The sequence below is a fragment of the Paenibacillus sanguinis 2301083 = DSM 16941 genome, assembly GCF_000374825.1.
In the GTDB taxonomy this organism is placed as follows: Bacteria; Bacillota; Bacilli; order Paenibacillales; family Paenibacillaceae; genus Fontibacillus; species Fontibacillus sanguinis.
Genome location: NZ_KB895384.1, coordinates 72,383 through 94,719, shown reverse-complemented (window position 1 = coordinate 94,719; position 22,337 = coordinate 72,383). Strand labels below are relative to the sequence as shown.

Sequence of the window (22,337 nt, the reverse complement as noted above, 5' to 3'; positions counted from 1 at the left end):
CTCACCTTTTCAGTCGAATACGGGGATCAATCGCTTTGTATAACAAATCGACGACAAAGTTAATCCCGACTACCAAAATAGCAATATATAATACCAAGGTTTGCACCAGGGGCAAATCACGTGTACCAATGGAGGTAATTAGCAAATTGCCGAGTCCAGGCAAGGCAAATACATTTTCCACAACAATGCTCCCTCCAAGGGTATCGGTAATAATTAGACCAATGATGGTCACCACCGGAATCAATGCGTTGCGCAAAATGTGATGGTACATAATGCCCTTCTCCCTCAGCCCCTTGCTTCTGGCTGTCCGCACATAGTCCATACGGCTTTGATCCAGTAAAGTATTACGCAAATATCTCGTTACAACGGCAATTCCGGGGATGGCTAAGGCCAGGGACGGCAGGAACAGCGAACGCAATGCACCTGCCGGGTCCTCACTCCACGGAACGTAGCCGTACGTAGGGAACAAGCGAAAAGTAACCGAGAAGACCAGAATCAGGATAAAAGCGAGCCAAAAAGACGGCATGGCTACCCCCAACTGAGTGAAAGCCGACAACCATACAGCCGGCCACTTCCCGTCACTTCTGGCGACCAGGGTTCCCAGGGGAATACCTATCGCCAGAGTTAGGGTCAGAGATAATAAGGCCAGCGAAACGGTAACCGGCACCCGCTCCGCCAAAATGTCCGCAACCGGTCGTTGGTAGCGCAGGGATTGGCCCAGGTCGCCTACGGCCGCATTCTTGATCCATGTCATGTACCGCTCAGCTACCGGTCGATCAAGACCCATCGTTTGACGCAGTGACGCCAACTGATGCGGATCGGCATCCACGCCCAGAATAATCTGGGCCGGATCGCCGGGGAGAACCTGAAATACGAGAAAAGTGATGATTGATACGAGCAGCACGGTAGCAGCCAGCGTAATCAGCTTCCGGATATAGAATCTCAAGATGCATGTCCCCTATTCTATTTTTCCGTATAATACATGGCCGCAAAATCATACTTTTGCACCGGATACATTTTGAAGCCTTGCAGACTCTTCTTCATGGCCACATTGCGGCTTGGGTCCATAATAAATACAGCTACGGCCTGTTCTGTCAATAGCTTCTGGGCCTGCTTGTAGAGATCGGCCCGCGCTGTCTCATCCAGCTCCGTACGAGCTTGCTCAATCAAAGCGTCAAATTCGCTGTTGCTGAATTTGTAGAAATTTTTGGCATAGCTGGATTCATAACGCCCCAGCACCTCATGAGGGTCCAGCTTGCCCGTCAAGCCGATAATCGTTGCTTCATACTTGGCATTGTTGTAGACATCCTCCAGCCAACTGCTCCATTCAATCTGCTTGAGCGTGGCACGAATACCCACTTGCTTGAGCTGTTCGCTGATAACCTGAGCCGTATCCACATGGGTCTGATAGTTGGAAGGCACCGTGATCGTCAGATCAAATCCATCCTCATAGCCGGCTTCCTTCAGCAATGCCTTGGCCTGCTCCACATTCGGCGCGTAACGGTTCTCCAGCCCTTCCTGATAGTACATCTTCATCGCAGGGCTCATGTTCGAGCCTAGAGGTGTACCGTTGCCATCAGCTACCGTTTGAATAATGACATCCTTATCGATGGCAAAATTGATGGCCTGGCGGACTTTAACATCATCCAGCGGCTTCACCGAGTTGTTCAACGCCATCAGCTGCACCATGTTTTGCGGACCGGACACAATCGTATAGCCTTCTCCCAACTGCAAGGCGCCTTGCGCACTTACCCCCGGAACCATATCCAGATCCCCGGCTTGTAGCGCCAGCACCGAAGAATTGGCATCCGGCATGATTTTAAACTCTACTCGGTCCAGCTTGGGGGCCCGCTCCTTGTCATAGAAGTCGGCGTTCTTCTCCAGCACCAGCTGTTGCCCAGGCTGATACTCTACGAATTTGAACGGCCCTGCTCCGACCGGCTTCTCGCTTTGCTTGTCATAGTCTTTCGGCACGATGGCTGCGATGTTTGCCGCCAGGAAGGCCGCATCCTGGCCTTTGAGCGTAACGATCACTGTATGCTCATCCGGCGTCTCAATCTTGTCCACACCGGAGAACTTGGACGAAAGCGGCTCCTGTCCATCCAGTCCCGCCAGCTTGGCGTAGGAATAATAGACATCCTCCGAGGTCAAGTCAGAACCATCATGAAACACGACCCCTTGCTTCAATTTGAAAGTATACGTCAGGCCATCCTCCGACACTTCATAGGACTCGGCAATCGCCGGCACCAGTTCCCCGTTCTCCCCCGCTTCAAACAAACCGTCGAACACATTATCCATCATGGAATTCGTGTCCGTAGCCGCCGACAGATAGGGGTCCAGATTATCGGGCTCCGTGGAGATGGATACTCTGACCGTTCCACCCTCCTTGATCATCGTCGGCTCCGTGCCTGCCGCAGCTCCGGTGTTCTCCGGCTGATTCCCTGCCGGTGCGGGCTGAGCATTGCCTCCGCACCCCGTAACGAGAACTGCTAATAACGTGACTGCCGACAAGCCTACGCCCCATTTTTGCTTCCATTTCATGATGAACTGCTCCTCTCCTGATCCAATATATTTTTGTTTATATGTTCTTACGATCACTGTTGCTCATGGATTTCTCTTATTTATTAAATTATTATGAGGTAGAAATCCTTTCCCAAAGGCGAACAAGCTTAGGCTTCCGATGCAGCTTTCTTGCAAAAAGCTTTGAGCTTCTTCAGAATCATTTTTCTCGCTTGCTTGTTATGCCTATCCCTCAGTCTCAACTAATAATTTTGATCGCTATAAGCTCCACTTCAACCCGGAATGGGCCAATTCGATAGGGCCCTCATAATAGCGCCCGGCTTCTAGCTTAAGTTGCTGATGCTCTCCGTAATGCGGAAGATGCGTGAGAATCAAATGGCCTGCGCCTGCCAGGCGAGCTACCTCTCCCGCTTCTCCGGCAGTAAGATGTCCTGACATCATGCCTTTCTGTACCTCGTAGAAGCTGCTCTCCAAAACGAGCAAATCAGCGCCTGATGCAAACTCGATAAAGCTTTGGCAGAAGCCTGTATCTCCCGAATAGACAATCGACGTCCCCTCCGGGGATGTCGCCTTAATGGCGCAGCAGGGAACCTCATGAATGGTCTCCTGGAATGTAAACATGACTTCTCCTACCTTCACCGTTTGCCTCGTATCAATGAGATGTACCCGGATATATTCGGGATAAGCAAATTGCAAGCCTTCCAGATCTTCACTGTACACGTAGACATCCAGCGGCCTGGTACGCTTACCAATCTGCGTCAAGACCAACGTGGCAAACTCCAGCGCATAGGCATCGGCAAAATGGTCAGCATGCGTATGAGTGATAAAAACAGCATCCAATTGCTCCAACCCGACTTCGTTTTGCAGCCGTGATAGAACACCACTGCCACAGTCCAGCAGCACCGCACACTCCTTATGCCTCAGCAAGTAGCCTGAAGTAGCTTCATTTCTAGCGGGAAATGCTCCCCAATAACCGATTACCGTAAGCTCCATGCGATTCCTTCCCTTACTGTTGTCGTTGAATTCTACTTTGATTTGTGCATCCATTCAAAGCTATCCTGGAATTCCTTGAACATGGATTCCATCCGTTCCAGATTGCCCCGCACCCGATCTCTCTCCAGGTAGGACACCTCATTAATGATGGCATTGACGACGGATAAAGAGGCCGTATAGGAATCAAGAAAGCCTGTAGACTTGCATTCCGCCAGCAATACCAGGTCAGCAAGCTTGGCAAAGGGAGACAACCCGGAATCGGTAAGCACAATCAATTGTGCCTGCTGCTCCTTGGCTAATCTGGACAGCTTCAAGGTTCTGGAACAATACCTTGGAAATCCGCAAGCAAATACAACATCTCCCGGTTTAATGTACGGTGCGTATTCCGCAACACCCCCTTGTGGAATCAACTCGCAGTTGCCCAGCATGTATTTCATCACAAAACTGAAAAAGGCCGTAACAGACAAGCCCATTCTCCAACCAACCACCCAGATCCGATCCGCCTGTAACAGCAACCGGGCCGCATCATGAATCTGTCCTTGCTTCACCTGCAGCATCGTTTGGCGAATATTTTCCGCTTCCTGCGCAAAATGCTTTTCCAGCCAGGATTCCTCCTGCCGATTCGTGGTTTGAATGAAATTTTGAACAGCCCGCCGGTCCCGAATTACTAACTGTCTTAAATCCTGATGCATCTCGGAAAAACTCGAATATGCCAGCGCTTGAGCCAAACGGTGTACCGTAGCTTCGCTAACTCCCGATTTCTCGGCAATCCGCTGCGCCGATTGCAGTGCCGCCTCCCGCAAATTACTCTGAATGTAGTGGGCAACCTTCTTCTGACTTAAGCTCAAATGGTCAAACTGCTCACGAATACGCTCTTCAATTCTCGACATGACTCGGTCCCCCGACTCCAGATTCGGACAGCTCCTCCCGCTTTGCCGGATGTCCCAAATAAGCGGGAAGCTCATGAACCCCGGATATGACCTGTCCATAGCTCAATTCTTCAATCCCTCGTTTGCCGTAAGGATTAATCAACAGGCAGCTCATCCCGACCTGACTGGAGCCAATATAGTCGTCATAATAATTGTCGCCCACATAAAGGGACTCCTCAGCCGTAACGCCAGCCTTTTGTAAAGCATGGACAAATATGGCTGGATCGGGCTTCTCCAGTTCCAACTCTGAGGAGATCACAATGACGTCCAGCTCTTCGTCGAGTTGATTGCGCCGCAGGACATCACGGGCAGTGTTGTTCCAATTGGAGATCAGGCCAATACCGTAACCAAGCTCTTTCAGATACCGCAGCGTTGGCTTGCTGTAGGGAAAGGCGCGCCAGCCTGTGGCTCGCTCCTTCAGCATCGTACGATGGATTTCCAACACTTCTTCGATGGGCAAGCTTAATTGCAAATAATAATTGAGCACGCCGATATACCAGGGCATATATGATCTGCTGTCCTTGCCCAAGACTCCCTGGAATTCTCGCATAAATAGCTTGTCCGCCAAATGATAGGCAAGTGTAATCTCGTTTAGCGTTTTTGTTACGCCAAGCCCCTGCAAGGTTTGCAGGTAGACCTCCTCACGGTTCGTCTTCACCAGGGTGTAGCCAAGATCAAACCACACATATCGAATCATAGATGCCTCCACTCTTTCTCATGTAGCCTTTCCTTCATACACTACATAAATGTTTGTTTTCCTTCATTCATGACTCCATCTTAGAATGAAAGTATTTGCTCGAAATCAATTCAAATGATGACTTTCGTAAATGTCCTTGTTGGAAAAATTTATTATTAAAGAGCTTGTTATGCTTTTTCTTGAGTTCAACTGATTTCAACTGATATAGTTTTGTTATACTGTAATCAGAGCTTGTACTTTGACTTGTACAGATCATCCATGAAGGGAGTTTGCAGCATGACTCAAGCGAGAAAGGCAACACCTGAACCTGTATACTGGGCTCTTCTTGCCGATGAAGGCGGTCCTCTGCACATCGCCGCCACGCGGAAGGGCCTCGCCTATGTTGGCTCACCTCATCAGCCACTATCGGTTATGGAGGACTGGGCATCCCGCCGTTTTCCCGGCTCCCCGCTCGAGCACAACGAGGATGCTCTGGCACCTTATATCAGCGAATTAGCAGCGTATTTGCAAGGCGAGCAAAGTTCATTCACTGTACCCTGTGATGTAAGAGGCACACCGTTCCAGCTTGCCGTCTGGCAAGCCTTGCGTGCCATCCCTTACGGACAAACCCGATCCTACGCCGACATTGCAGAAGGGATCGGCAAGCCGGCCGCAGTTCGCGCCGTCGGAACCGCTATTGGCGCTAACCCGGTTCTCATGGCCATTCCATGCCATCGGGTCATCGGCAAGAATGGGTCGCTCACTGGCTACCGCGGTGGGCTGGAGATGAAGAAGCGATTGCTTGAACTAGAACAAAACGGCTGCTTTCCGAAGTAAATTCTGAAAGCAGCCGTTTATTTTTATTACCTATCGTACAAATTCAAAATCATATTTTCAGCATTGGATGGTTATTCTGGTCATTTACCGTTCCACATGCCCTTTTCCGGATAACAGTTGCTCAATCTCCACCCCGCTTGGCAGTCCTTCCCAATCGCCCACCGCCTGAATGACCTGTGAGCCAATGAGATTGCCAAGACGCACTGCTTCCTCCATACTGTAGCCGCGGACTACGCCAGCCAGAAATCCGGCGCAAAAGCCGTCTCCTGCCCCCACCGTATCAATCACCTGATCCACCTTGAAATAAGGTACGGCAATGAGTTCATCCTTCTCCAGAACATAGGTGCAATCCTCTCCGCCTTTGATGATACTGATCCCTGGAAGCTCCTTTAGCTTGCCCGTGATAGTGTCCATGGCATCAATCTGATACAACAGCTTTAATTCATCTAGTCCAGGCAGGAAATAATCCGCTTGTTGCGCAAGTGGCAGCAACACCTGGCGTGCTTCCTCCAGATTCCACAGCTTCAAACGAAGATTGGGATCAAAGCTAACCTTAACCCCATTCCGCTTGGCCATGGCTACCGCCGCATGGACCGTTTCAATACAAGAAGCGCTTAGCGCCGGTGTAATCCCCGTGAGATGCAGCACCTTGGCACTAGCAATATACGCCTCATCCAGATGCTCGGGCCGCATGAAGCTGGCCGCAGATAGCTTGCGGTAATAATACACCGAGCTTTTTCCCGCGACATTTTCGCGAACCATTAGACCTGTAGGAGCCTCATCCGTTAATTGTACGCGAGATACATCGACCCCTTCACCGCGGATCGCTTTAATAATGCGGCGGCCGAAGGGGTCATTTCCCAAACGCCCACACCATCCGGAAGCCTGTCCAAGACGCGCCAGCCCAATAGCCACATTCGATTCTGCTCCGCCAATGGAAGGAGATAGGTTGCTGGCATATTCCAGCCCTTTTCCCCCTTCGGCAATAAGCAAAGCCATACTTTCCCCAAAGGTTACCACATCAAGAATTCCCTTGTCCTGCTGCTTGCTTCCACTCATCTTATCCATTTCACCTTCCCCTAATATTCGGTACACGCGCCATTCATGTTCAAATGCATATATATGTATTTCTCTTAACCGCTTACATTTTCCTTTTTTCGCAATAAAATATTAGTCGAATTTATGATTAAGTGTAGCCACGCAAAATTTTTGGCAAAAATTCTCACGATATTTGGCAAAAATTGCGTCCACAGAAGGGATTAATCATTATTAAATCGAAGTAAGTAATACCAAATCTAGGGAGCGTAGGGAGCGTTTAAATATGGGAAATAGGTTTGTGAAGTTTTTGAGTACCTGGCCCGGTATGATCTTAGGAGGTATAGTTGTTGCTGCGATCGTAATAGCAAACGGGGTTATATCAGGTCATGTAACTATTAATTGGCCCTTATAAAAAACCCCCGGATCGGCTCCGAGGGCATAAAAAATACACCTATTTGGCGTCTGACTCCTGCGATGATTCTGGTAGCGGAACATCCTCAAAGGTTCCGTCTGCGAGTCTACGCTTGCCTAAATAAGACGAGTCGAATGAGTCAACCTCGAAGATGTTTTCGGCATCAGGTACGACTTGACTATCACTGATTGCACACACGATTCCGCTGTTACTAACTTGGATATATGGCATTTATTTAACCCACCTTTTTAGTTGTATTCAATAATTTCAAAGTAAACCTCTACGCTTAAAGAACCAGAGCCGTTTACGTTTAGCGACTCTCCGAGCCACAACCTAACTCTAGTCGCGTCAAACAAGTAGACTCCTGGATGCGTGCGTCCCGGAGTTGGACTGTAGATTGATGATGTATCTGAATAACGTGCAAAACCATATAGGCGGTAACTTGTTACGTTGACTGATGTTTTACTGGGATCAACTTGCGGTATCGTTAAATAAATTTGTGACTCTCTATCAGGGTCACCATTTTCAAATCTAACCGCATATCTCGTTACTTTTTTCACTCCACCACCCCATGTCTGCCAGGCTGTCCATGTCCCGGCTCGTAATTGTCTCCAATACGTAACTCCCGTATTAAAATTCGTTGCCCTCTGAAACCGCCAAGCTCCAGGGTTAGCAGAATGTACGATATTCTCGACATAATGCCAATCTGTACTTGGGGCATTAGCCATGCTGGACCCATCGTAAAAACCGTTTTCTGTGATGCTATTCAGATTGTTGGTAGACCGCGTAGCCCTCGGCACGCTTGCATTATTGGCCGCATTCGCTGCGTCATACGCCGCCTTGACTGCACTAGGCGTAGCAGCCTGGTTGGTGGCGGTGCTGGTGGTGGATGTGTTGAGCTGCACCACCCCGCGCGCCTGGGTCGTCGCTGAAGGCAAGTCGGACGCTGTATGGCTATGCACCTTGGGCGCGGCTGCGGTGTCGGTGTACGCCTTGGCGTTACCCTCTGCTGCATTCCAGGCGGCACGTTCCGCTGCCGTGATATGTGCCACCGTATCCCCAATATGATCCTGAAAATCCTCGTCTGCTACGACCCCGTTTTCGGCGGGGTTTTCTTTGATGCTGTCGATCTGGCTTTGCAGATCAAGGTCGTTATCATAAAGCGTGTCAATCGGAACGTTAAGGACATCCGCATGGCCTTGATCCGTGATCACAAATCGTCTAGGCGGTTGTATTGCCATCTTCGTAGCGCCCCCTTAATAAATGTCGTCTATCTCGAAAATGAATTCCATGTCGCCATCCTTGAGCTTATCGCCCATGGTGCGGAGGGCCGTGAACTTACCAATCTCATCCACCAGGGCCAGCTCATTGATGATCTGCCCGGATAGCTCATTTTCGGCTAATGGGCAGCGGTAGCGGATTGTAGCTGGTTCGATGAACTCATAGCTATCAATGTCCTTACGGAGCAATTCATTACGCAGCGTTTCCTCCGTACCGTCCACTGGCAAAGGGTTCCCTCCTGAATCAACACCGCCATTACCAAAGGCCATTTGCACTACCTTGGTCAAGCTGCCGCCTTCTGCCCGCGCTCGGGCCACCTGGGCGCGGGCGTAGGCCGTTGTAACCGTCAATACCTGATCTGCCATGTGTGTACCTCCTATATAGTTATGATGGTCTCCGTAGCACTCAAGAGCCGCGATCCGTCCAGCGGAACCGATCCATCCAGCAGCCAATAGTTGTGACGCTGACGGATAATGGCATCCTGTCTGATCTCATTAAGCTGCTTACTCCGGAGTAGAATCTGGTTGTTAAAGCGGGGGCGGTTGCCTGCCCAGCCTGACAGGGATGGGTGGCCGTTAAGCTGCTCCACGCCGTCAAGGTACCAAGGATAGCCGCCGAAAAAGTTCACACGCGACCGAAGTCTCAGTCTTGTCTTAATCTTGTACTGGTGATGAAAGTCGAATCTGATTCCATAGTTCGGCTTGGAACGTGCTGGCTTAAGCTTCATAACCTCGGCATTGATAACAGATAGGCTATTCACTCCTGGGGGAGTCTTGCTGCCAAGATAAACGATGAATTCAGCCCAGCGCGCCGGATCATACAGATAGTAAGGTTCGATGTAGGACTGGTCGTATCCCAAAGCCTTCAGGGCAACCAGGATACCGTTTTTTGTTCCGGCCTGTTCGGCTATGACGTTCTTCATCATCAGCCGCATCCGATAGCTCTCAAGATCTTCTCCCTTAAGCCGTGGCATATCTCTCTCACGTCCATGCTCATCAAGTAGCAGCTCACTGGCCGATATGAGCATGGACTCCTCGCGGACTCGGAATATGTCCTGCTTGGAACGGTCGAACAGCTTGCCAATCACCTTGAAAAAGATATAGAACTGATTGCCTTTTTTGATCACCTTCTTGAGGGGGCCAAACAGCAGATAGAACATGTAATCGGAAAACTTCTCAAACATGGCCGCTACCCCCTCAGAATGGTGATGCTGACGGCTCCCAGCACGATCACCTTGTTATTGTCCAGGGCAACGTCCTGCGGTGGATCAGTGACCTTGACATTCTTACTGATGCTAATTCCGGAGCGGATCGCATAGATGATGTCCGCATGGTTAAGCACGTTCAAGTCCCGGCCTTTTTTAATCCGGAGCAGTTCGGTCAAAATTGCAATCGCTTTGGTCTCAAGTCCATCCTCCGAAGCATCCACTGGAATCCAGATCGTAACGGCAATGTCCTGCTCCACGGTGTCAGATGCTTTGACTAGGACGTTATCATCTGGCCCTTTGATGGAGTCTGCCGCCTCTTGAACTTGGGCAAGCAGCCCCTCTGAAGGGGTGCCTGCCGTCCCTGTAACAATGATATCGATCGTCCCCTGGCCGCGCGGGTGCATGTCATCCACTCGGACGAACAGCACGCCGGGAATTGCTTCACAGACTGACTTATATTTTGCGGCGGTAGGCATCGCGGAAAGCTCAGCCCAACTGTTCATCGTCCTTTCTCGCAAGCTCTCGATCTCTTCCAGATCGCTGCCTTCGCGGGTAATCCAGCCGGACTCATTCGTGATAGAGTCAATGCCCTCTATATGAGTCAGTGACCGCTTAATCTGGCCGATAGGCACATTGTAGGCAGAGCCTTCCGCTTCAGCTTCAACCAGCACCCGAAATGAGAGGGCATCCGCTGGCATGGTCTGATTCTCCAACACAAGGTAGCGCAGTTCCTCGCCCAAGAGGTCGGGCTCCGTTTTAAACATATCGCCCTTGGCGATCTGTACGGCTTCTCCCGCTGTGGAGCGGAGTAGGGTTACATATCCGCGCGTTTTGACAGGCTGCTTCCGGAGCTTGGAGAAGTCCGCTGCCTTAATCTCTAGCCAATCCCCGGAAGCGTGACCGATGAACATATTATTCAGCACTGTCCGAAGTAAGTTAACCAGGTCAATCCGGATCTGAATTGCAATCATCAAGAGCGTGTAGAAGATGCCCCCTGAAGCGTAATTCGTAATGGCGAACCCTTCAGACTCTAGTTCCTCCTGAAGCTCGTTCTTCAGTTCCTCGCGATCTGGCAGCGGGAGGATCTGATCCAGCAGTTTGTCATCAATCATCTTGCAATCACCTCAACTTGTACCCGGTCTAGCTCAATGTCGAGCTGGTACGGAGTATCGCTACCATAGAACCGAAAGGACACACAGACCGAAATCCTGTCCTCATTGAATCTAGCCAGCGCGTCAATCGTATCCGGATCGATCTCTGACCGCCGCGACAGTTTGACCTGTACCCGCTGCGCGATCTCTGCCCTGGTCAGCTCATCGTCCTGCGTCTGAAGGAAGTCCAGCAATGACCAACCCCAGCTCTCGTCATAGAACAGTTCGCCCTCTTGGCTCATTGCCTCTAGCCGGATATCTTGCAAGAAGCAATCCATACCTGAGATCAGCAACGCATCACCGCCCGTAGCCTGGGCAATCTGCCAATTAGCATCGAGCAGGATGTCCGTGTCATTTAGTCCTGCCATCAACTCACCACCTTGCCGACGATGTACAGATCAAGTTGGCCGTACATCAGCAACACGGCCACCGTGTCACCAACCTCAAATATCTGCTCCGATTTGACGTTCGGAATCTCCGGATAACGTGCGTCAATAACGCCGTTATCGTCAAGTATTTTGAGATTGTACTCTCCGGCAGCCTTCGTTATTTTTGCACGGACAGCGGCAGGGTAGAGCAGATGAGGGTAATCCGTTTCAATCTGCTTCTTAACAGCCGTGTTAATCATTTGAGCTAACGACATATTCCCACCGCCTAAAAATAAATTCTTGTCCGAATAAATCCGGATACCTCAGTTGTGAACACAACCTTATGAACAACGAACTCACCGGATATATTGGGATGATCAACCATGATCTTATGACCGTGCCTGATCCACGGGGCAGATATGGTCACTAGCTCCCATAGGCCGCCCTGGCGTTCAAGCTGAATGATGTTCTCTGCATACTTAAATTCATATACCTTGTCCTGCTCTGGCTGCTCTCCCCAGTAGAAGATCCCGGCTGAGAAAAAGAAAGGCTCCCGGATCTGCCATACCGTATGAATTGTTTCGATCACCGATATGACATTCTTCTGGACGATGGGGATAGTCGATCGTTTCGGGTAAACCTTTGAAGAAATTCTTATATCACTTACCCCGGCCTTAGACAAACAGTATCTCAGGATCTCTTGCGGTGTTGCCTGGAGGAAGGTGTTCGTGATCATGGTGTCTTCCAGCAGGATCATAGCATCCTTCAGTAGGATTTCATTCTGGCTGCCGCCTGTATTATAAGGGCTTACCACGTAGCCCTGAAACACTTCCTCAAACTGTCCGTCATAGCCCAGTTCAATCAGTGCCTTGTCCATCTTGGCCGTGCTGATCTTGTCCTGGAACTGTTCTGTAAATCGCACTTTGCCCCAATCAAAGTAAGAGTCAGCAGAAGAATACACTTCAACTTCGACTCCTTCAGACAGATCATAGCTGCCAAGCTGAACATTCAATTCCGGGTAGAACAAATCTTCTTCATCCATGCCGTTCCCCCTTACACTGGCATCCGAAGGATACCGTTTTTGTATACGGATGTGTTTTTATTGTCGACAGCTGCCGTTTTTGAGGTCTTGTTAGATGTCTTGGGAGCAGTCCCTCGGTTACCATCAGACAAGTATCTACTGAAATCCTCGGTAAGTTTGATTGAGGATGATGATTTAGAAGCGGATTTCTTAGCTGTGGCTTTACCGCTGGATTTTGATGCCGTGATCCTGCTTGCAGCGTATTGCCAAAGTTCGATCATAACCGTTATTTCCGACTTCTTATTCTGCTCTCTTGTGGTCAAGCTCTTCAATATCACCTTGTTCACACCGCGCACAGAGGAATGGGTGCTAACAAAGTCATGTACTATTGGTTTGGCTTGACCAGGCTTTTGAAACAGCCGTTGGATCGTCTCCAACCTGCGAAGTTTGGTCATGTTCGGGCTATCCTCCAGCGCGATCTCCAGCGTGATCTTGGCGTCCTCATACCCGGTTGCTTGCTTAGGCTTTGTTGTCTTTCCCTTGACTTCCTGTTCTTCTACCTTTGCTTCGCCCTTGATTTCCATACTCCGGAACAGGCCGGGGAGCACAACGCCTCCGACCTTAACGCCTGTGTCATCGATATAGATCATGTTGTCCTCCTATCCAGCCGGGGCCGGAGTTGCCCCGTTACTGTTGGTGTAATCTTCGATTTCTTTTAACAGTTTGAAGAGGGCAGGGAGATCCTTCAGCTTGGAAATATCTACACTGATGTTGAGCGTTTCTATCATCGTGCCATTTTCCCGCTCCTGCATAAGAGTGCTGCTGTCCGATCGTTCGGACATTACTTCTCGTAGACTAATCGAATTCACTTCGCTGCCCCGATCCATGCCCATCTGACCAAAGGCTTTGTCGGCCATCTCAGCAGGAATGTCCTGGCTTTGTTCCATCCCGGTACCAATTGTCTCGAACACCCGGCGACCGGACAGCGTGAGCTGCGAGAGCGGCCCTTCGTGCGCATCCGAAAACGGTAGCAGCTCTCGCACTTTGGCAAGTCCTTTTTTGATGGTTTCAGCAGGCGCATTGATCACGCTCTTGATTCCATCCGTAAAGGTTGAGACTACCTTTGTTCCCGACTCTCTAAACCAGGTCAATGCTGCCGTAATAGTATCCTTTGCCCGTTGAATGCCGCCTGTAAAGATCGTTACGACTCCGTTCCAGAGATCTGCAAAAAACTGTTTAATAGTTCCCCAATTGTTGATGATCAGCATAGGGATGCCGATGAATGGGAAGAACCCTGCTATTGCAACCTGGAGCCAGAGAGGCATTCCCGCAAAGAGGTTCTTCACCCAATTGAAGCCTGCCACAATGCCATTGACAAAGGAATTCCAAGTCTTTTGCAACCAGGCTACTACGGTGTCCCAATTACGCCATAACAGGATGATTGCCGCAACCAGGGCGACAATACCGATGACGATCCATGTCACCGGGTTAGCGAGTAGGGCAGCGTTGAATGACCAGACCGATGCTATCAGCCCCGGTAGCGCACGTAATGTGCTTATAGCCCCTCTGCCCATAGCCCTTAAGCCATCCCCGGCATATAAAGCCCTGAGATACATTGTTTCAAGCAAGCTCGTGCTTGCCAACATTGCGACCCTAAACCCTGTAAAAATTCCAATGGTCTTCGTTATTATTAATCCAATGCCGCCAATGGTAGCTACAAGGGTACCAGCAACTGCTAACAATGTTCCGATTGAAAGAACAGTCAGGACGATGTATTTTGTGAGTTGTTGATTTTTGCTGATCCAATCGCTTACCTTGCCGACGACTTGTTCCCCTTTGTCTAGAAAAGCATTGAATGTGGGAAGCAACATATTTCCGACTTCTTCAGTGACATTATGAATCCGTTGTTGAAGCCGCTCGTATCGTTCTGGTTCTGTCGCATTTATAGCCTCCGCCATTTCACGAGTGACTGCTGTGCCTTGTCCCATTGCATCATACAAGTTGAGGATATTGCCCTGTAAACTATCCGTTTTAGAGTACAACAGGTCAATCAATGCAACAGCTTCAACCGTGCCAAACGCCTTCTGTATTTCTTGCTTCTCCATTGCGTCAATGGTCTCGCCATATTTGCCATTAAGCGTCTCTAGTATTTCAGGCATGGAAAGCAACTGATTGTTTGAGTCCATGAAACTGAGTTTTAGCTGCTTACCAGCGTTAGCAGCAGATTTCACAAAGGCGTTATATTTTGTCCCCGCCTCTGACCCGGACATTGTCGCCATGAGCTGCCCAAGAACAGCGAGCTGCTCTTCCATTGGCACGCTGGCTGAGGTAGCCGATGCACCAAGTGATTGGATGGCAGCAGCCAATTCCGGGCCGGATGCTTTGAAGACGAGAATTGCCTGTGCGAGACCAGCAGACATCATACCGCCAAACTCCATATCAGACAGATCATCATAATAATCTTTATAAATTCCGTAACCTGTTGCGAAGAGGGATGTCATCTGTTCCGCAGTTGCCCCTGTGGCCTTTGCAGTCAGCGCAGCGATATCTGTGAAACCAGCTACGCCTTCGTCCGTAAGACTATCTATACCGCCTTTAATATCGACCGCAGCCCGGAGAAATTCAGCCTTTGTTGTACCAGCCCACTCATCAGAAAAATCTCTTGCCGCTGTCTCCAGCGTAGCAAAATCTTCAACACCCATAGCGGCTAATTCGCCCAAAGCCCGGCGAGTTTCTAATGTTGCCTCTACTGGAGCAAGTGCCGCATCGGTAATTTGGGCGCCGATCCCAGCCATTACTAACCCGGTCTTCGTCATCCCAGCAAAGCTCTGATTGAGCTTATCAATACGACTGACAGAATCATCTACAGTGGAATTTATTCGGGCCATGGGGCCAGTCATCTGATCAATCATCCCCACGATCACGGATAGCCTAAACACTGCGTCAAGACTCACAATGTAGTCACCCCCTTGCATTTGTGATATATTGGAAAAAGAGATACATAGAGGAGGCGCAAAACAATGGTTGGACTTTTATTTGCATTCAAGGTTCTGGTGTTCGCTCTTTGTGCAGGTGCCATCATTGCAGTTCTTATCTTCGTGCCGCTGGCCATATACGTCACCCCATATACACTCTGGGTAGGCTTTCAAAACAACGCCGGAAAACACCTTGATAAGAAAAAAGAGAAGAACTGGAAAGCTGCAAAGAATGCAACTAAGTTATATGCCAGTTGGATTACCCGAAAGAAGCCGTCCTTTTAACAGGGCGGCTTTATTCTTTATCTAGCGCCCGCACAATAGCCTTTGCCATAACGATTTCCTCTACCTCTTGAATATAGCGAGCCTGGGCCAAGGCCTTAATGAACTCGTCTATAACCATCTGCCCCGGATCAACCTTTAGCAGAGCAGGAGGCACAAACCTGTGAATCTCCAGAATTCCGGATTCTATTATATTGGCTCGTACCTCCTGAAGGGCTCTCTCTAAAGTTGCTTTAAATTTACGTCCTTACTCAGCCCAAGCATGGTCAGCAGCTTTTCACCGATTGCAAGGGAGAGGGCCGGATACTCTTCCAAATCCGCTTCAAGCTTAGCAGCTTGCTCTTCCACTATGTTATCTAGGATGAAATTCCTCAGGGCTTTAGTAGGGCTCTGGGATGTGTTTTTAACATAGCGGTCATAGCTTGCCGCAGCGGGTCGTTTGAACACGTAATCCAAATTCACCGTAGTATCGTCATCGGGCTCCAGCGTGGCCTTTACTTGATACACCTTGCCATACTTCACCTTGTAATCATCCAACTTGGTTGCTACTGCTTTTTCGCTCATGATTTTCGCCTCCGTAATTTGTCAAATATATTGAGATTAACGAGTTACAACGGCTTAACGCCGTCCCGATCAACGCCATTCACAATCAAAAAATCAAGATCCACCTTCAGCGATTTGTCGCCCTGGGCATTTTTGTGTGAAGCCTTCGTGAAGGTGATCGTATTTAAGACATCCGTCCGTGTACGACTATTGCCATCTGCATAGCTGACAACGATCTTTGGGATCACGAGCTTGTACAGACCCACGCCTTGAGCCTTGCAGTAGGCAATCAGATCATCGTAATCATCCCGCAAGAGGGACAGCTTACCCTCCGACTTATAGTTACCTTCGCCGTATCCGCGCGGACGTTGGCCCCTACCGTAAACCACTTCTTTTTCGAGTTCATCATCGTAGGAGATTTCCTGTGCTTCCAGCTGCAGGCCTGGCATCGTGATGTTAATGTCTCCCCAGTCATACGCTTTGCCGTTAATGACGCTCATGTTATGCACCCCCTACAAATGGATTTTCCATTCCAAGATCGATGACAATTTCCCGGACATAACCGACTGGCACAAAACGAATGATGACCTGAAGAGTTTCGCTAACCAGGATGTCCTGGTCTGGTGGAACCTCGATTCGCCCCGAAGAAATTTCTTTGGTTCTGGCCATCACGTCGACTGGCGTTTCAATAAATTTCGCAATCGTTTCCAGGCTGCCTTGGACATCCGACATATCGACTTGCGCCTGAAGCTGCTTAAGAGCTTCCTTCCGGGTTTCCCGGATCAGCTTGTTCTTAATCCGGACATTCTCGGCATAGCGGTAATCCGATCCGTCCGGGCACATCATTCTAGCGTTGGTTACGTAGTAGCCTTCAAGGCCTTCGTACTGCCGGAAGGTAAGGTATTTCTCATCGTCAAGGAGGCCGATGTAATCCTCAATTCCTACCGGAAGTAGTTCCGACATTTTGTATTCGTCAACACTGAAAGTTTTCGTCTCGCCGATCGACTGCTGCGGGGCAGCCTTGGCATACCAACCGCAGACGATCGCGGCGTTATTGATTTGCATCGTCCGACCGTCCATTTTGGTATACCTGCTCCAGGCCGAAACGATTTGGACATCCGTATGTTTGAAGCCTTTACGCTCGTCAATCAACCGTTGAGCGTAAGCATCGATACTCTCACTGGGTTCCGGGCGCGGAGCTTCTAAGACTGCCCAAATCGGCTTCTTGTATGTTTCGTGTAGCGTTGTAATTTCCGCAGCTACCGCAAACCAAAGGGCGCGGGTAGATTCTCCGACGATGTGAACAAATTCAAAGGCCAGTGTGCTATTCCTTAATTTAGTCAAGGCGTCGAGCACATCTTGATTAGACATTTGCGGAGCCTCCGATTTGACTGTGAACATATCGCCAACTTTGAACGAATTCTCCGGTTCGGATGAATCCTCCGTAAATTTGAACGTTAGCCCCGTGTCAGGGATCGCCAACTCACCATTCAGCGGAAGCGTGACTTCATCCCCAAAAGAATATCCGCCATCAACCGAATACTTTAAAGCAGCTGCATTAAGTCCTCCACTTTCCGTAATCTGAACAATGATTTCATAAGCATTTCCAGGCTTACCTTCCACCGTGGCCGACCCGGTTCCGGTACCGACCTTTTTGACCGCTCCGATGGTACCATCTACGGAGGCCGCAATCGGTACGCAATAAATTTTTCCAGCGCCACTTTCCACGCTATCCATGACTGCATCGGCCAAAGGGGAGAGACCGAGTAGTTGCTTGATTTTAGCCGCGCTCATATTGCCGGTGATGATGATCGGCGAGTTGGCCGTAACCGAAGAGACTCCGATCTTCAAATGAACCCCTATCCCGGCATCGGGACGGATGCCTAGACCGCCGTCGGTGACGGTCGTTTTAACATCTCTAAGCATCTTTCTTCACCTTCTTTCCGCTGATCGGATTGCCGCAGAAGCGTTTCACAGCTTCTTCAAATTTGGCTTCAGTCACCTGGCGACCAGGCTTCCAACGTTCGGCAGCCGTCATCCCTTGGTAAATAGAATCCGGCACATTCAGCCGCCGCTTCAGTTCGCTAATCTCTTCCAGCTTTGGGGCGGGGCCTTGTGATATGGATGGTGCCTTGTTATTTGCTGCCATTTCAGACCTCCTGTTCTATGCTTCGCACTTCATATTCGCTAACTTGGGCGAAGTCGGTGTCGCGGTAGATGCCGCCCAGGAACTTCACCTGAAGTTGTACTGCTATTTGTGCCTTTAGGATACTGTCGTCCTTGTCTACCCAGTCCGCATCTGTCGGCAGGATCTCCGTGTAATTCCCGTCAATGACGATGCCAGCATCCAAGCCAGCCATGAAATTACCAAATATCTCCGAAGCCTGAAGATAATCTTTGCCTCCAACGACGACCAGGAAGGACAGCTCCCGATCGAACAGTTTGCGCCGCTTGTGCTTATTGCCCGCAGCAGACTGATAAACTTTCTTGCTGTGCGACCGGACAAAGGTATCCCCATCCGGAATAACCGCCCCAACTAGCGGATCTGAGAACTGCTTCAGATCCTTGAGCGATGTACAAACTTTGGTTTTAATACCCGCATCCTTCAAGTGCTGGATCAAGTAATCTCTGCATTCTGCAATCATGTTCATTCCTCCAGCAGATCTTCCAGCGTACCCTTGATTTCAAGCATGTCGGTCTCGTTAATACCCAAAAATGGCCGCGCTGGAATCTTAATATTGACTTTGACCTGGCGCTTGCGAATCCACTGATTCCCGATCTTGAAGACAAGTCCTTTACTGGTCTTGGCCCGGATCGTCATCGCCCGACCTTTCTCGCCAAATTGATGTGTTCTGGCGTAAATCTTGTTTGTCCCTACGGCAAATCCATCCATGGATGCTTTGGATTTGATGGAGTTGCGAAGGCCCGCACTATCTACCAAGGTTCTGCCGCCTTCGCGATCAGCTCGAATCGATTTGGGCCACGCCTTGCCGTCCGGATCTTTGCCTTCCTTGAATCTCTCACGTGTGGAGGTCTTCAGGGATTCTGCAAGAGCCAAGTTAACGCCCCGAATATCAACCTCTTGGAGCTGCTTCAATCGCCGCATGAGCCGCTGGACATCGCCCTCTAAACGAATGCTGTACATTACATGCCTCTCATGCTGTCACGGCTAAATCGTCTTGGGCTGGAGTGTACGGCAAACCCGGTACTTGCTTTGCGGGAATTGTCGTCAGCTCCACCAGCGCCGATATCTACTGTTCCTTTAGCGACTAACTCCAGAAAGCGTATAGCAGCCTGGTAGCGATTGAGATAATTCTTCTCCCGGTCTGACTCATCAATGCCGGAGCGGGAGAAGAGATTGTATACAGCAATATCTTTGGCAAACTTATTAACCACCTTGGGAATGCTTCGGAGAGGAACCGGGTATCTTTTTGCCAGATACCCGTCAATCTCGCCGCAAGCATCCTCAATGGCGCTATCAATGAGCGGTGTGATTTGCGCTTCGCGCTCTGCTGGATCGTCCGTATAGTCGCCGCCAATTATCGTACCAATAGCATCATCCTTGATGGCCGCGCGAACCTCATCTGTGGTGCAGTACATTTCAAATCACCCTTTCAAGGTGCTTGGCACTAGGCTTCTTCACCTGTGCTGCCAAAGGCCATTTGCCAGAAGCCATAACCGGCATTACTACGGCCATCGATGCCATAGAGGAACTGTTTTTTCATGAACACGTTGGTGTCCGTTTCAGCCGTGAGTGATACGAACTTAGGCTCTTTTCTCTTTTGATAAATGAGCGGTTTGAGCGGGCGGTTCGTGCAAAGCAGATACCAAGCGTCATCAGCCCCAGCAAGTTCCGGAACAACGAGCAGTTCTGCTGTTCCTTTTAATGTGTTCGTCGTGCCGTCAATTAGATCGGCCATCAGAATCTTGCGGGCTTCGGCTTCGTTTTTGGGAGCTACGACCAACAGGTTCGGTACCAACTTTAGCGGCTTGCTTTTCTCGTCGGTGAGAGACATAATCCCGGTTCGGGCCGCGCTGTACGATTCTGGAGAAAGCTTCTTCGTCCCCTTGTTAGTGACCACCGTTTCACCTAGCTTGTGATTTGTGGCAAAGAAAGGTTTCTTGTCATAACACTTTTCTTTGAAACCATCACGGAGCAATCCGAACACAAGATCATCCGGATGTAAGGCGGCACTTTGGCCCATTTCTTCGATGATTGGGGCATAAATCCCGATGCTGTCATCCTCAATGTCGTTACGATCTACACCAACGGTCAATTCATGGTCTTTGTTCTTGATGGTATAGTCAGACGCTTCCAAGTTTTGAATCTCACGGTCGCCAATCCATTCCCGCATTTTGGGGAACTTCCCTAGCCACTTATAATTTTCTTCGCGGGTTGTGCTAGGAACGAAGGTAGCGACTTTCTCCCAGTTTGTTTTCGATTGATCAAAGGCTTTCTGGAATATCACTTTAAATCCGGTATAAATGCCCCGAAGAGCCTGCTGGTTTACGATCATATGAATCTATTCCTCCTTAATATTTGATAGATAATGGCTACAGAATTTCTACAATAACCTCTGAACCTTCAAAGCCCAGTACCTTACCCGCAATGCTGGTATCCGTAGCTGTGGCACTGACAGTCTCATCGTCCTCAATGTAACAGTCTTTCAGGACGTCCTTCTGAGTGATGGGGGCGGTGGATGAATTGCTATACACGAATACGCCGCGGGAGATCCTGACTGTCAATTCACCATCGGCTCCATTGGTATTGTCAGCTTCCTCTTCAGCTCGCCCGGCAGCCGTCAGATCTGGGGCCAGTGTTCCTGGAATGGCAAAACCATCCGCATTCAGAGCGACCAACGCTCCATCAAAAATCTTTGCTCCTGCCTGTACAGGGACAACAATCAATCTGCCTCCGGCAAACTCCGGAGTATTTCTACCTCTTGTCAACATGGCTGTTTGCTCCTTTCAGCAAAATCAATAATCAGATTAGTCGCCGTACTTCTCTACGTCTTCCTTGGATACACCCAGTTGCTTACACACGGCCAGCGTGGTTTCCGTGACTTCCGTTGTTTTCTCCTTGTTGTCCTCGATCCCCAACGTACCTACAGGCACAGATTGTGGAGCCTTCTCAACAAATTTGGCAAATCCCTGCGGATCTTTAAGCGCATAATCTTCAGCCCATTCTTTTTGAGCGGCTGAGATCTTGCCATCCTTCAGCGCCTTAGTAACAAGTCCATCTGAATCCATCTTGTCAAGGCGAGTCTTCAGCGCCTGGAACTCAGTGACAGGGACAAAATTAGTAGGGTTCTTCAGCGCCATGATGGCCGCCGCCACATCTTCCGTCTTCGCCTGTTCGTCAACGCCCAGGAGAGAGGTAATAGTTTTATTAGCAACCAGTTCTTCATCTGACTTCTTGTCCTCTTTCTCAGCAGCCTTCAGCAGCTCGCCAATCTTCTGAATTAATTGTTCTTCCGTGGCTTCCTCGCCTAAACCCAGCAAAGCAGCCAGCTTCTTCAGTAATTCCATGTGTTCATTTCCTCCTTCATCATCATCAAAATTTACGTGGAGCGAGTTAATAATAGGAAACATGCCGTCAATCGCTGGGGTGTTTGTCAGCGCCACCGAATGCAGGACGATGGCTTTCAGGTCTGACTTACGCACCATAACGACCGGGGAGAGATAGCGGTACTCTTTATTACGCAGATACTCCTGGGCTTTCGGAGTCCATTCCACTTTGGCGGCAATGGCATCCTCCTGGAGTATCAAGTCCTTAATCCAGCCGCCAGCCGGAGCCTGCACATCCTCTAGCGTCTGATGCTCATAGTCCACAACGATATCCAGGGCGCGGTCGATAAATTTGTTCTTGATAGACTGGAAGGACTCCTGATCGACAACAAAATCACCTTTTTGCGACTTGACCTTTCCCAATGGAAGAATCTTAATAACCTCGGGAATACCCTCAATCTCCATCGCCGCAGCGGAGCATAACAACCATTTTTTCAGGGGAACCACCTCCTTAACATGTCATTTGCCTTTCAGACCCCGTTATAACGCGTTATAACGGGGGTGATACGTCTTGCCGCGATATTCGTGTGTCAAAA

General features: G+C 49.6%; 28 protein-coding genes. 2 read left to right on the top strand and 26 right to left on the bottom strand.

Annotated features, from left to right (window positions below; genetic code table 11):
• Nucleotide 1 precedes the first annotated feature (1 nt).
• From C557_RS0114940 to C557_RS0114920, 5 genes are all read right to left on the bottom strand, one after another.
• The gene (locus C557_RS0114940; protein ID WP_018752693.1) at nt 2-946 is read right to left on the bottom strand and encodes an ABC transporter permease; all 945 of its coding nucleotides are present in this window, start codon (nt 944-946) and stop codon (nt 2-4) included.
• A 17-nt stretch (nt 947-963) separates the two neighbouring features.
• Nucleotides 964-2,541 (bottom strand): ABC transporter substrate-binding protein, encoded by a 1,578-nt coding sequence (locus C557_RS0114935; protein WP_018752692.1) that lies wholly within the window; start codon nt 2,539-2,541, stop codon nt 964-966.
• Between the two features lie 237 nt (nt 2,542-2,778).
• Nucleotides 2,779-3,567, bottom strand: a complete 789-nt coding sequence (locus C557_RS0114930) for an MBL fold metallo-hydrolase (protein WP_018752691.1) — start codon at nt 3,565-3,567, stop codon at nt 2,779-2,781.
• Nucleotides 3,546-4,403 (bottom strand): MurR/RpiR family transcriptional regulator, encoded by an 858-nt coding sequence (locus C557_RS0114925; protein WP_018752690.1) that lies wholly within the window; start codon nt 4,401-4,403, stop codon nt 3,546-3,548. The genes C557_RS0114930 and C557_RS0114925 overlap by 22 nt, the downstream gene beginning before the upstream one ends.
• Nucleotides 4,390-5,139, bottom strand: a complete 750-nt coding sequence (locus C557_RS0114920) for an HAD family hydrolase (RefSeq protein WP_018752689.1) — start codon at nt 5,137-5,139, stop codon at nt 4,390-4,392. The genes C557_RS0114925 and C557_RS0114920 overlap by 14 nt, the downstream gene beginning before the upstream one ends.
• Before the next feature lie 276 nt (nt 5,140-5,415).
• Here C557_RS0114920 and C557_RS0114915 point away from each other — a divergent pair, with 276 nt between their 5' ends.
• Nucleotides 5,416-5,955, top strand: coding sequence for a methylated-DNA--[protein]-cysteine S-methyltransferase (locus C557_RS0114915; protein ID WP_018752688.1), 540 nt, complete (start codon nt 5,416-5,418; stop codon nt 5,953-5,955).
• Nucleotides 5,956-6,039: 84 nt separating this feature from the next.
• Here C557_RS0114915 and C557_RS0114910 read toward each other — a convergent pair whose 3' ends face one another.
• The 10 genes from C557_RS0114910 to C557_RS0114860 all read right to left on the bottom strand — a co-directional run bounded on the left by C557_RS0114910 (nt 6,040) and on the right by C557_RS0114860 (nt 15,387).
• Nucleotides 6,040-7,023 (bottom strand): sugar kinase, encoded by a 984-nt coding sequence (locus C557_RS0114910; RefSeq protein ID WP_018752687.1) that lies wholly within the window; start codon nt 7,021-7,023, stop codon nt 6,040-6,042.
• Nucleotides 7,024-7,653: 630 nt separating this feature from the next.
• Nucleotides 7,654-8,646, bottom strand: coding sequence for a pyocin knob domain-containing protein (locus C557_RS24235; protein WP_018752685.1), 993 nt, complete (start codon nt 8,644-8,646; stop codon nt 7,654-7,656).
• Nucleotides 8,647-8,661: 15 nt separating this feature from the next.
• Nucleotides 8,662-9,051: a phage tail-collar fiber domain-containing protein gene (locus tag C557_RS0114895; protein WP_018752684.1), complete on the bottom strand. Its 390-nt coding sequence runs from the start codon at nt 9,049-9,051 to the stop codon at nt 8,662-8,664.
• A gap of 11 nt (nt 9,052-9,062) precedes the next feature.
• Nucleotides 9,063-9,869 (bottom strand): hypothetical protein, encoded by an 807-nt coding sequence (locus tag C557_RS24500; RefSeq protein ID WP_018752683.1) that lies wholly within the window; start codon nt 9,867-9,869, stop codon nt 9,063-9,065.
• A 5-nt stretch (nt 9,870-9,874) separates the two neighbouring features.
• Nucleotides 9,875-11,005, bottom strand: a complete 1,131-nt coding sequence (locus tag C557_RS0114885) for a baseplate J/gp47 family protein (RefSeq protein WP_018752682.1) — start codon at nt 11,003-11,005, stop codon at nt 9,875-9,877.
• On the bottom strand, nt 11,002-11,412 hold the full coding sequence (locus C557_RS0114880) for a hypothetical protein (RefSeq protein ID WP_018752681.1): 411 nt from the start codon (nt 11,410-11,412) through the stop codon (nt 11,002-11,004). The genes C557_RS0114885 and C557_RS0114880 overlap by 4 nt, the downstream gene beginning before the upstream one ends.
• The gene (locus C557_RS0114875; protein ID WP_018752680.1) at nt 11,412-11,687 is read right to left on the bottom strand and encodes a hypothetical protein; all 276 of its coding nucleotides are present in this window, start codon (nt 11,685-11,687) and stop codon (nt 11,412-11,414) included. Before C557_RS0114875 ends, C557_RS0114880 begins: the two co-directional genes overlap by 1 nt.
• Nucleotides 11,688-11,698: 11 nt before the next feature.
• The gene (locus C557_RS0114870) at nt 11,699-12,454 is read right to left on the bottom strand and encodes a hypothetical protein (protein WP_018752679.1); all 756 of its coding nucleotides are present in this window, start codon (nt 12,452-12,454) and stop codon (nt 11,699-11,701) included.
• Between the two features lie 11 nt (nt 12,455-12,465).
• Nucleotides 12,466-13,083, bottom strand: coding sequence for a hypothetical protein (locus C557_RS0114865; RefSeq protein WP_018752678.1), 618 nt, complete (start codon nt 13,081-13,083; stop codon nt 12,466-12,468).
• A 9-nt stretch (nt 13,084-13,092) separates the two neighbouring features.
• Nucleotides 13,093-15,387, bottom strand: a complete 2,295-nt coding sequence (locus C557_RS0114860) for a phage tail tape measure protein (RefSeq protein WP_018752677.1) — start codon at nt 15,385-15,387, stop codon at nt 13,093-13,095.
• A gap of 66 nt (nt 15,388-15,453) precedes the next feature.
• Between C557_RS0114860 and C557_RS0114855 the strand changes: the two genes are divergently transcribed.
• Nucleotides 15,454-15,693: a hypothetical protein gene (locus C557_RS0114855; protein ID WP_018752676.1), complete on the top strand. Its 240-nt coding sequence runs from the start codon at nt 15,454-15,456 to the stop codon at nt 15,691-15,693.
• A 10-nt stretch (nt 15,694-15,703) separates the two neighbouring features.
• Here the strand turns inward: C557_RS0114855 and C557_RS25185 are convergent, their stop codons facing one another.
• From C557_RS25185 to C557_RS0114800, 11 genes are all read right to left on the bottom strand, one after another.
• A complete protein-coding gene (locus tag C557_RS25185) occupies nt 15,704-15,847 on the bottom strand; it encodes a hypothetical protein (protein WP_018752675.1) in 144 nt (47 codons plus the stop codon).
• Between the two features lie 65 nt (nt 15,848-15,912).
• Nucleotides 15,913-16,254: a DUF6848 family protein gene (locus tag C557_RS0114845; protein ID WP_018752674.1), complete on the bottom strand. Its 342-nt coding sequence runs from the start codon at nt 16,252-16,254 to the stop codon at nt 15,913-15,915.
• 44 nt (nt 16,255-16,298) lie between these two features.
• A complete protein-coding gene (locus tag C557_RS0114840; RefSeq protein WP_018752673.1) occupies nt 16,299-16,733 on the bottom strand; it encodes a hypothetical protein in 435 nt (144 codons plus the stop codon).
• Between the two features lies 1 nt (nt 16,734).
• Nucleotides 16,735-18,159 carry a DUF2586 domain-containing protein gene (locus tag C557_RS0114835; RefSeq protein WP_018752672.1) on the bottom strand — a complete coding sequence of 475 codons (1,425 nt, stop codon included), beginning with the start codon at nt 18,157-18,159 and terminating at the stop codon, nt 16,735-16,737.
• A complete protein-coding gene (locus C557_RS0114830; protein ID WP_018752671.1) occupies nt 18,152-18,382 on the bottom strand; it encodes a hypothetical protein in 231 nt (76 codons plus the stop codon). Before C557_RS0114830 ends, C557_RS0114835 begins: the two co-directional genes overlap by 8 nt.
• Nucleotide 18,383: 1 nt before the next feature.
• Nucleotides 18,384-18,878: a hypothetical protein gene (locus C557_RS0114825; protein WP_018752670.1), complete on the bottom strand. Its 495-nt coding sequence runs from the start codon at nt 18,876-18,878 to the stop codon at nt 18,384-18,386.
• A 2-nt stretch (nt 18,879-18,880) separates the two neighbouring features.
• Nucleotides 18,881-19,378 (bottom strand): phage virion morphogenesis protein, encoded by a 498-nt coding sequence (locus C557_RS0114820; RefSeq protein ID WP_018752669.1) that lies wholly within the window; start codon nt 19,376-19,378, stop codon nt 18,881-18,883.
• Nucleotides 19,378-19,833, bottom strand: a complete 456-nt coding sequence (locus C557_RS0114815; protein WP_018752668.1) for a gp436 family protein — start codon at nt 19,831-19,833, stop codon at nt 19,378-19,380. The genes C557_RS0114820 and C557_RS0114815 overlap by 1 nt, the downstream gene beginning before the upstream one ends.
• A 29-nt stretch (nt 19,834-19,862) precedes the next feature.
• Nucleotides 19,863-20,750 carry a Mu-like prophage major head subunit gpT family protein gene (locus C557_RS0114810; RefSeq protein WP_018752667.1) on the bottom strand — a complete coding sequence of 296 codons (888 nt, stop codon included), beginning with the start codon at nt 20,748-20,750 and terminating at the stop codon, nt 19,863-19,865.
• Nucleotides 20,751-20,787: 37 nt separating this feature from the next.
• Nucleotides 20,788-21,186, bottom strand: a complete 399-nt coding sequence (locus tag C557_RS0114805) for a hypothetical protein (RefSeq protein WP_018752666.1) — start codon at nt 21,184-21,186, stop codon at nt 20,788-20,790.
• A 36-nt stretch (nt 21,187-21,222) separates the two neighbouring features.
• On the bottom strand, nt 21,223-22,248 hold the full coding sequence (locus C557_RS0114800; protein WP_240472973.1) for a phage protease: 1,026 nt from the start codon (nt 22,246-22,248) through the stop codon (nt 21,223-21,225).
• Between the last annotated feature and the right edge of the window lie 89 nt (nt 22,249-22,337).

Coding starts and splice junctions, on each gene's coding strand:
- C557_RS0114935 (WP_018752692.1), bottom strand. CDS start 2,541: ATGAAATGGAAGCAAAAATGGGGCGTAGGCTTGTCGGCAGTCACGTTA.
- C557_RS0114930 (WP_018752691.1), bottom strand. CDS start 3,567: ATGGATGCACAAATCAAAGTAGAATTCAACGACAACAGTAAGGGAAGG.
- C557_RS0114925 (WP_018752690.1), bottom strand. CDS start 4,403: ATGTCGAGAATTGAAGAGCGTATTCGTGAGCAGTTTGACCATTTGAGC.
- C557_RS0114920 (WP_018752689.1), bottom strand. CDS start 5,139: ATGATTCGATATGTGTGGTTTGATCTTGGCTACACCCTGGTGAAGACG.
- C557_RS0114915 (WP_018752688.1), top strand. CDS start 5,416: ATGACTCAAGCGAGAAAGGCAACACCTGAACCTGTATACTGGGCTCTT.
- C557_RS0114910 (WP_018752687.1), bottom strand. CDS start 7,023: ATGGATAAGATGAGTGGAAGCAAGCAGCAGGACAAGGGAATTCTTGAT.
- C557_RS24235 (WP_018752685.1), bottom strand. CDS start 8,646: ATGGCAATACAACCGCCTAGACGATTTGTGATCACGGATCAAGGCCAT.
- C557_RS0114895 (WP_018752684.1), bottom strand. CDS start 9,051: ATGGCAGATCAGGTATTGACGGTTACAACGGCCTACGCCCGCGCCCAG.
- C557_RS24500 (WP_018752683.1), bottom strand. CDS start 9,869: ATGTTTGAGAAGTTTTCCGATTACATGTTCTATCTGCTGTTTGGCCCC.
- C557_RS0114885 (WP_018752682.1), bottom strand. CDS start 11,005: ATGATTGATGACAAACTGCTGGATCAGATCCTCCCGCTGCCAGATCGC.
- C557_RS0114880 (WP_018752681.1), bottom strand. CDS start 11,412: ATGGCAGGACTAAATGACACGGACATCCTGCTCGATGCTAATTGGCAG.
- C557_RS0114875 (WP_018752680.1), bottom strand. CDS start 11,687: ATGTCGTTAGCTCAAATGATTAACACGGCTGTTAAGAAGCAGATTGAA.
- C557_RS0114870 (WP_018752679.1), bottom strand. CDS start 12,454: ATGGATGAAGAAGATTTGTTCTACCCGGAATTGAATGTTCAGCTTGGC.
- C557_RS0114865 (WP_018752678.1), bottom strand. CDS start 13,083: ATGATCTATATCGATGACACAGGCGTTAAGGTCGGAGGCGTTGTGCTC.
- C557_RS0114855 (WP_018752676.1), top strand. CDS start 15,454: ATGGTTGGACTTTTATTTGCATTCAAGGTTCTGGTGTTCGCTCTTTGT.
- C557_RS0114845 (WP_018752674.1), bottom strand. CDS start 16,254: ATGAGCGAAAAAGCAGTAGCAACCAAGTTGGATGATTACAAGGTGAAG.
- C557_RS0114840 (WP_018752673.1), bottom strand. CDS start 16,733: ATGAGCGTCATTAACGGCAAAGCGTATGACTGGGGAGACATTAACATC.
- C557_RS0114835 (WP_018752672.1), bottom strand. CDS start 18,159: ATGCTTAGAGATGTTAAAACGACCGTCACCGACGGCGGTCTAGGCATC.
- C557_RS0114830 (WP_018752671.1), bottom strand. CDS start 18,382: ATGGCAGCAAATAACAAGGCACCATCCATATCACAAGGCCCCGCCCCA.
- C557_RS0114825 (WP_018752670.1), bottom strand. CDS start 18,878: ATGATTGCAGAATGCAGAGATTACTTGATCCAGCACTTGAAGGATGCG.
- C557_RS0114820 (WP_018752669.1), bottom strand. CDS start 19,378: ATGTACAGCATTCGTTTAGAGGGCGATGTCCAGCGGCTCATGCGGCGA.
- C557_RS0114815 (WP_018752668.1), bottom strand. CDS start 19,833: ATGTACTGCACCACAGATGAGGTTCGCGCGGCCATCAAGGATGATGCT.
- C557_RS0114810 (WP_018752667.1), bottom strand. CDS start 20,750: ATGATCGTAAACCAGCAGGCTCTTCGGGGCATTTATACCGGATTTAAA.
- C557_RS0114805 (WP_018752666.1), bottom strand. CDS start 21,186: ATGTTGACAAGAGGTAGAAATACTCCGGAGTTTGCCGGAGGCAGATTG.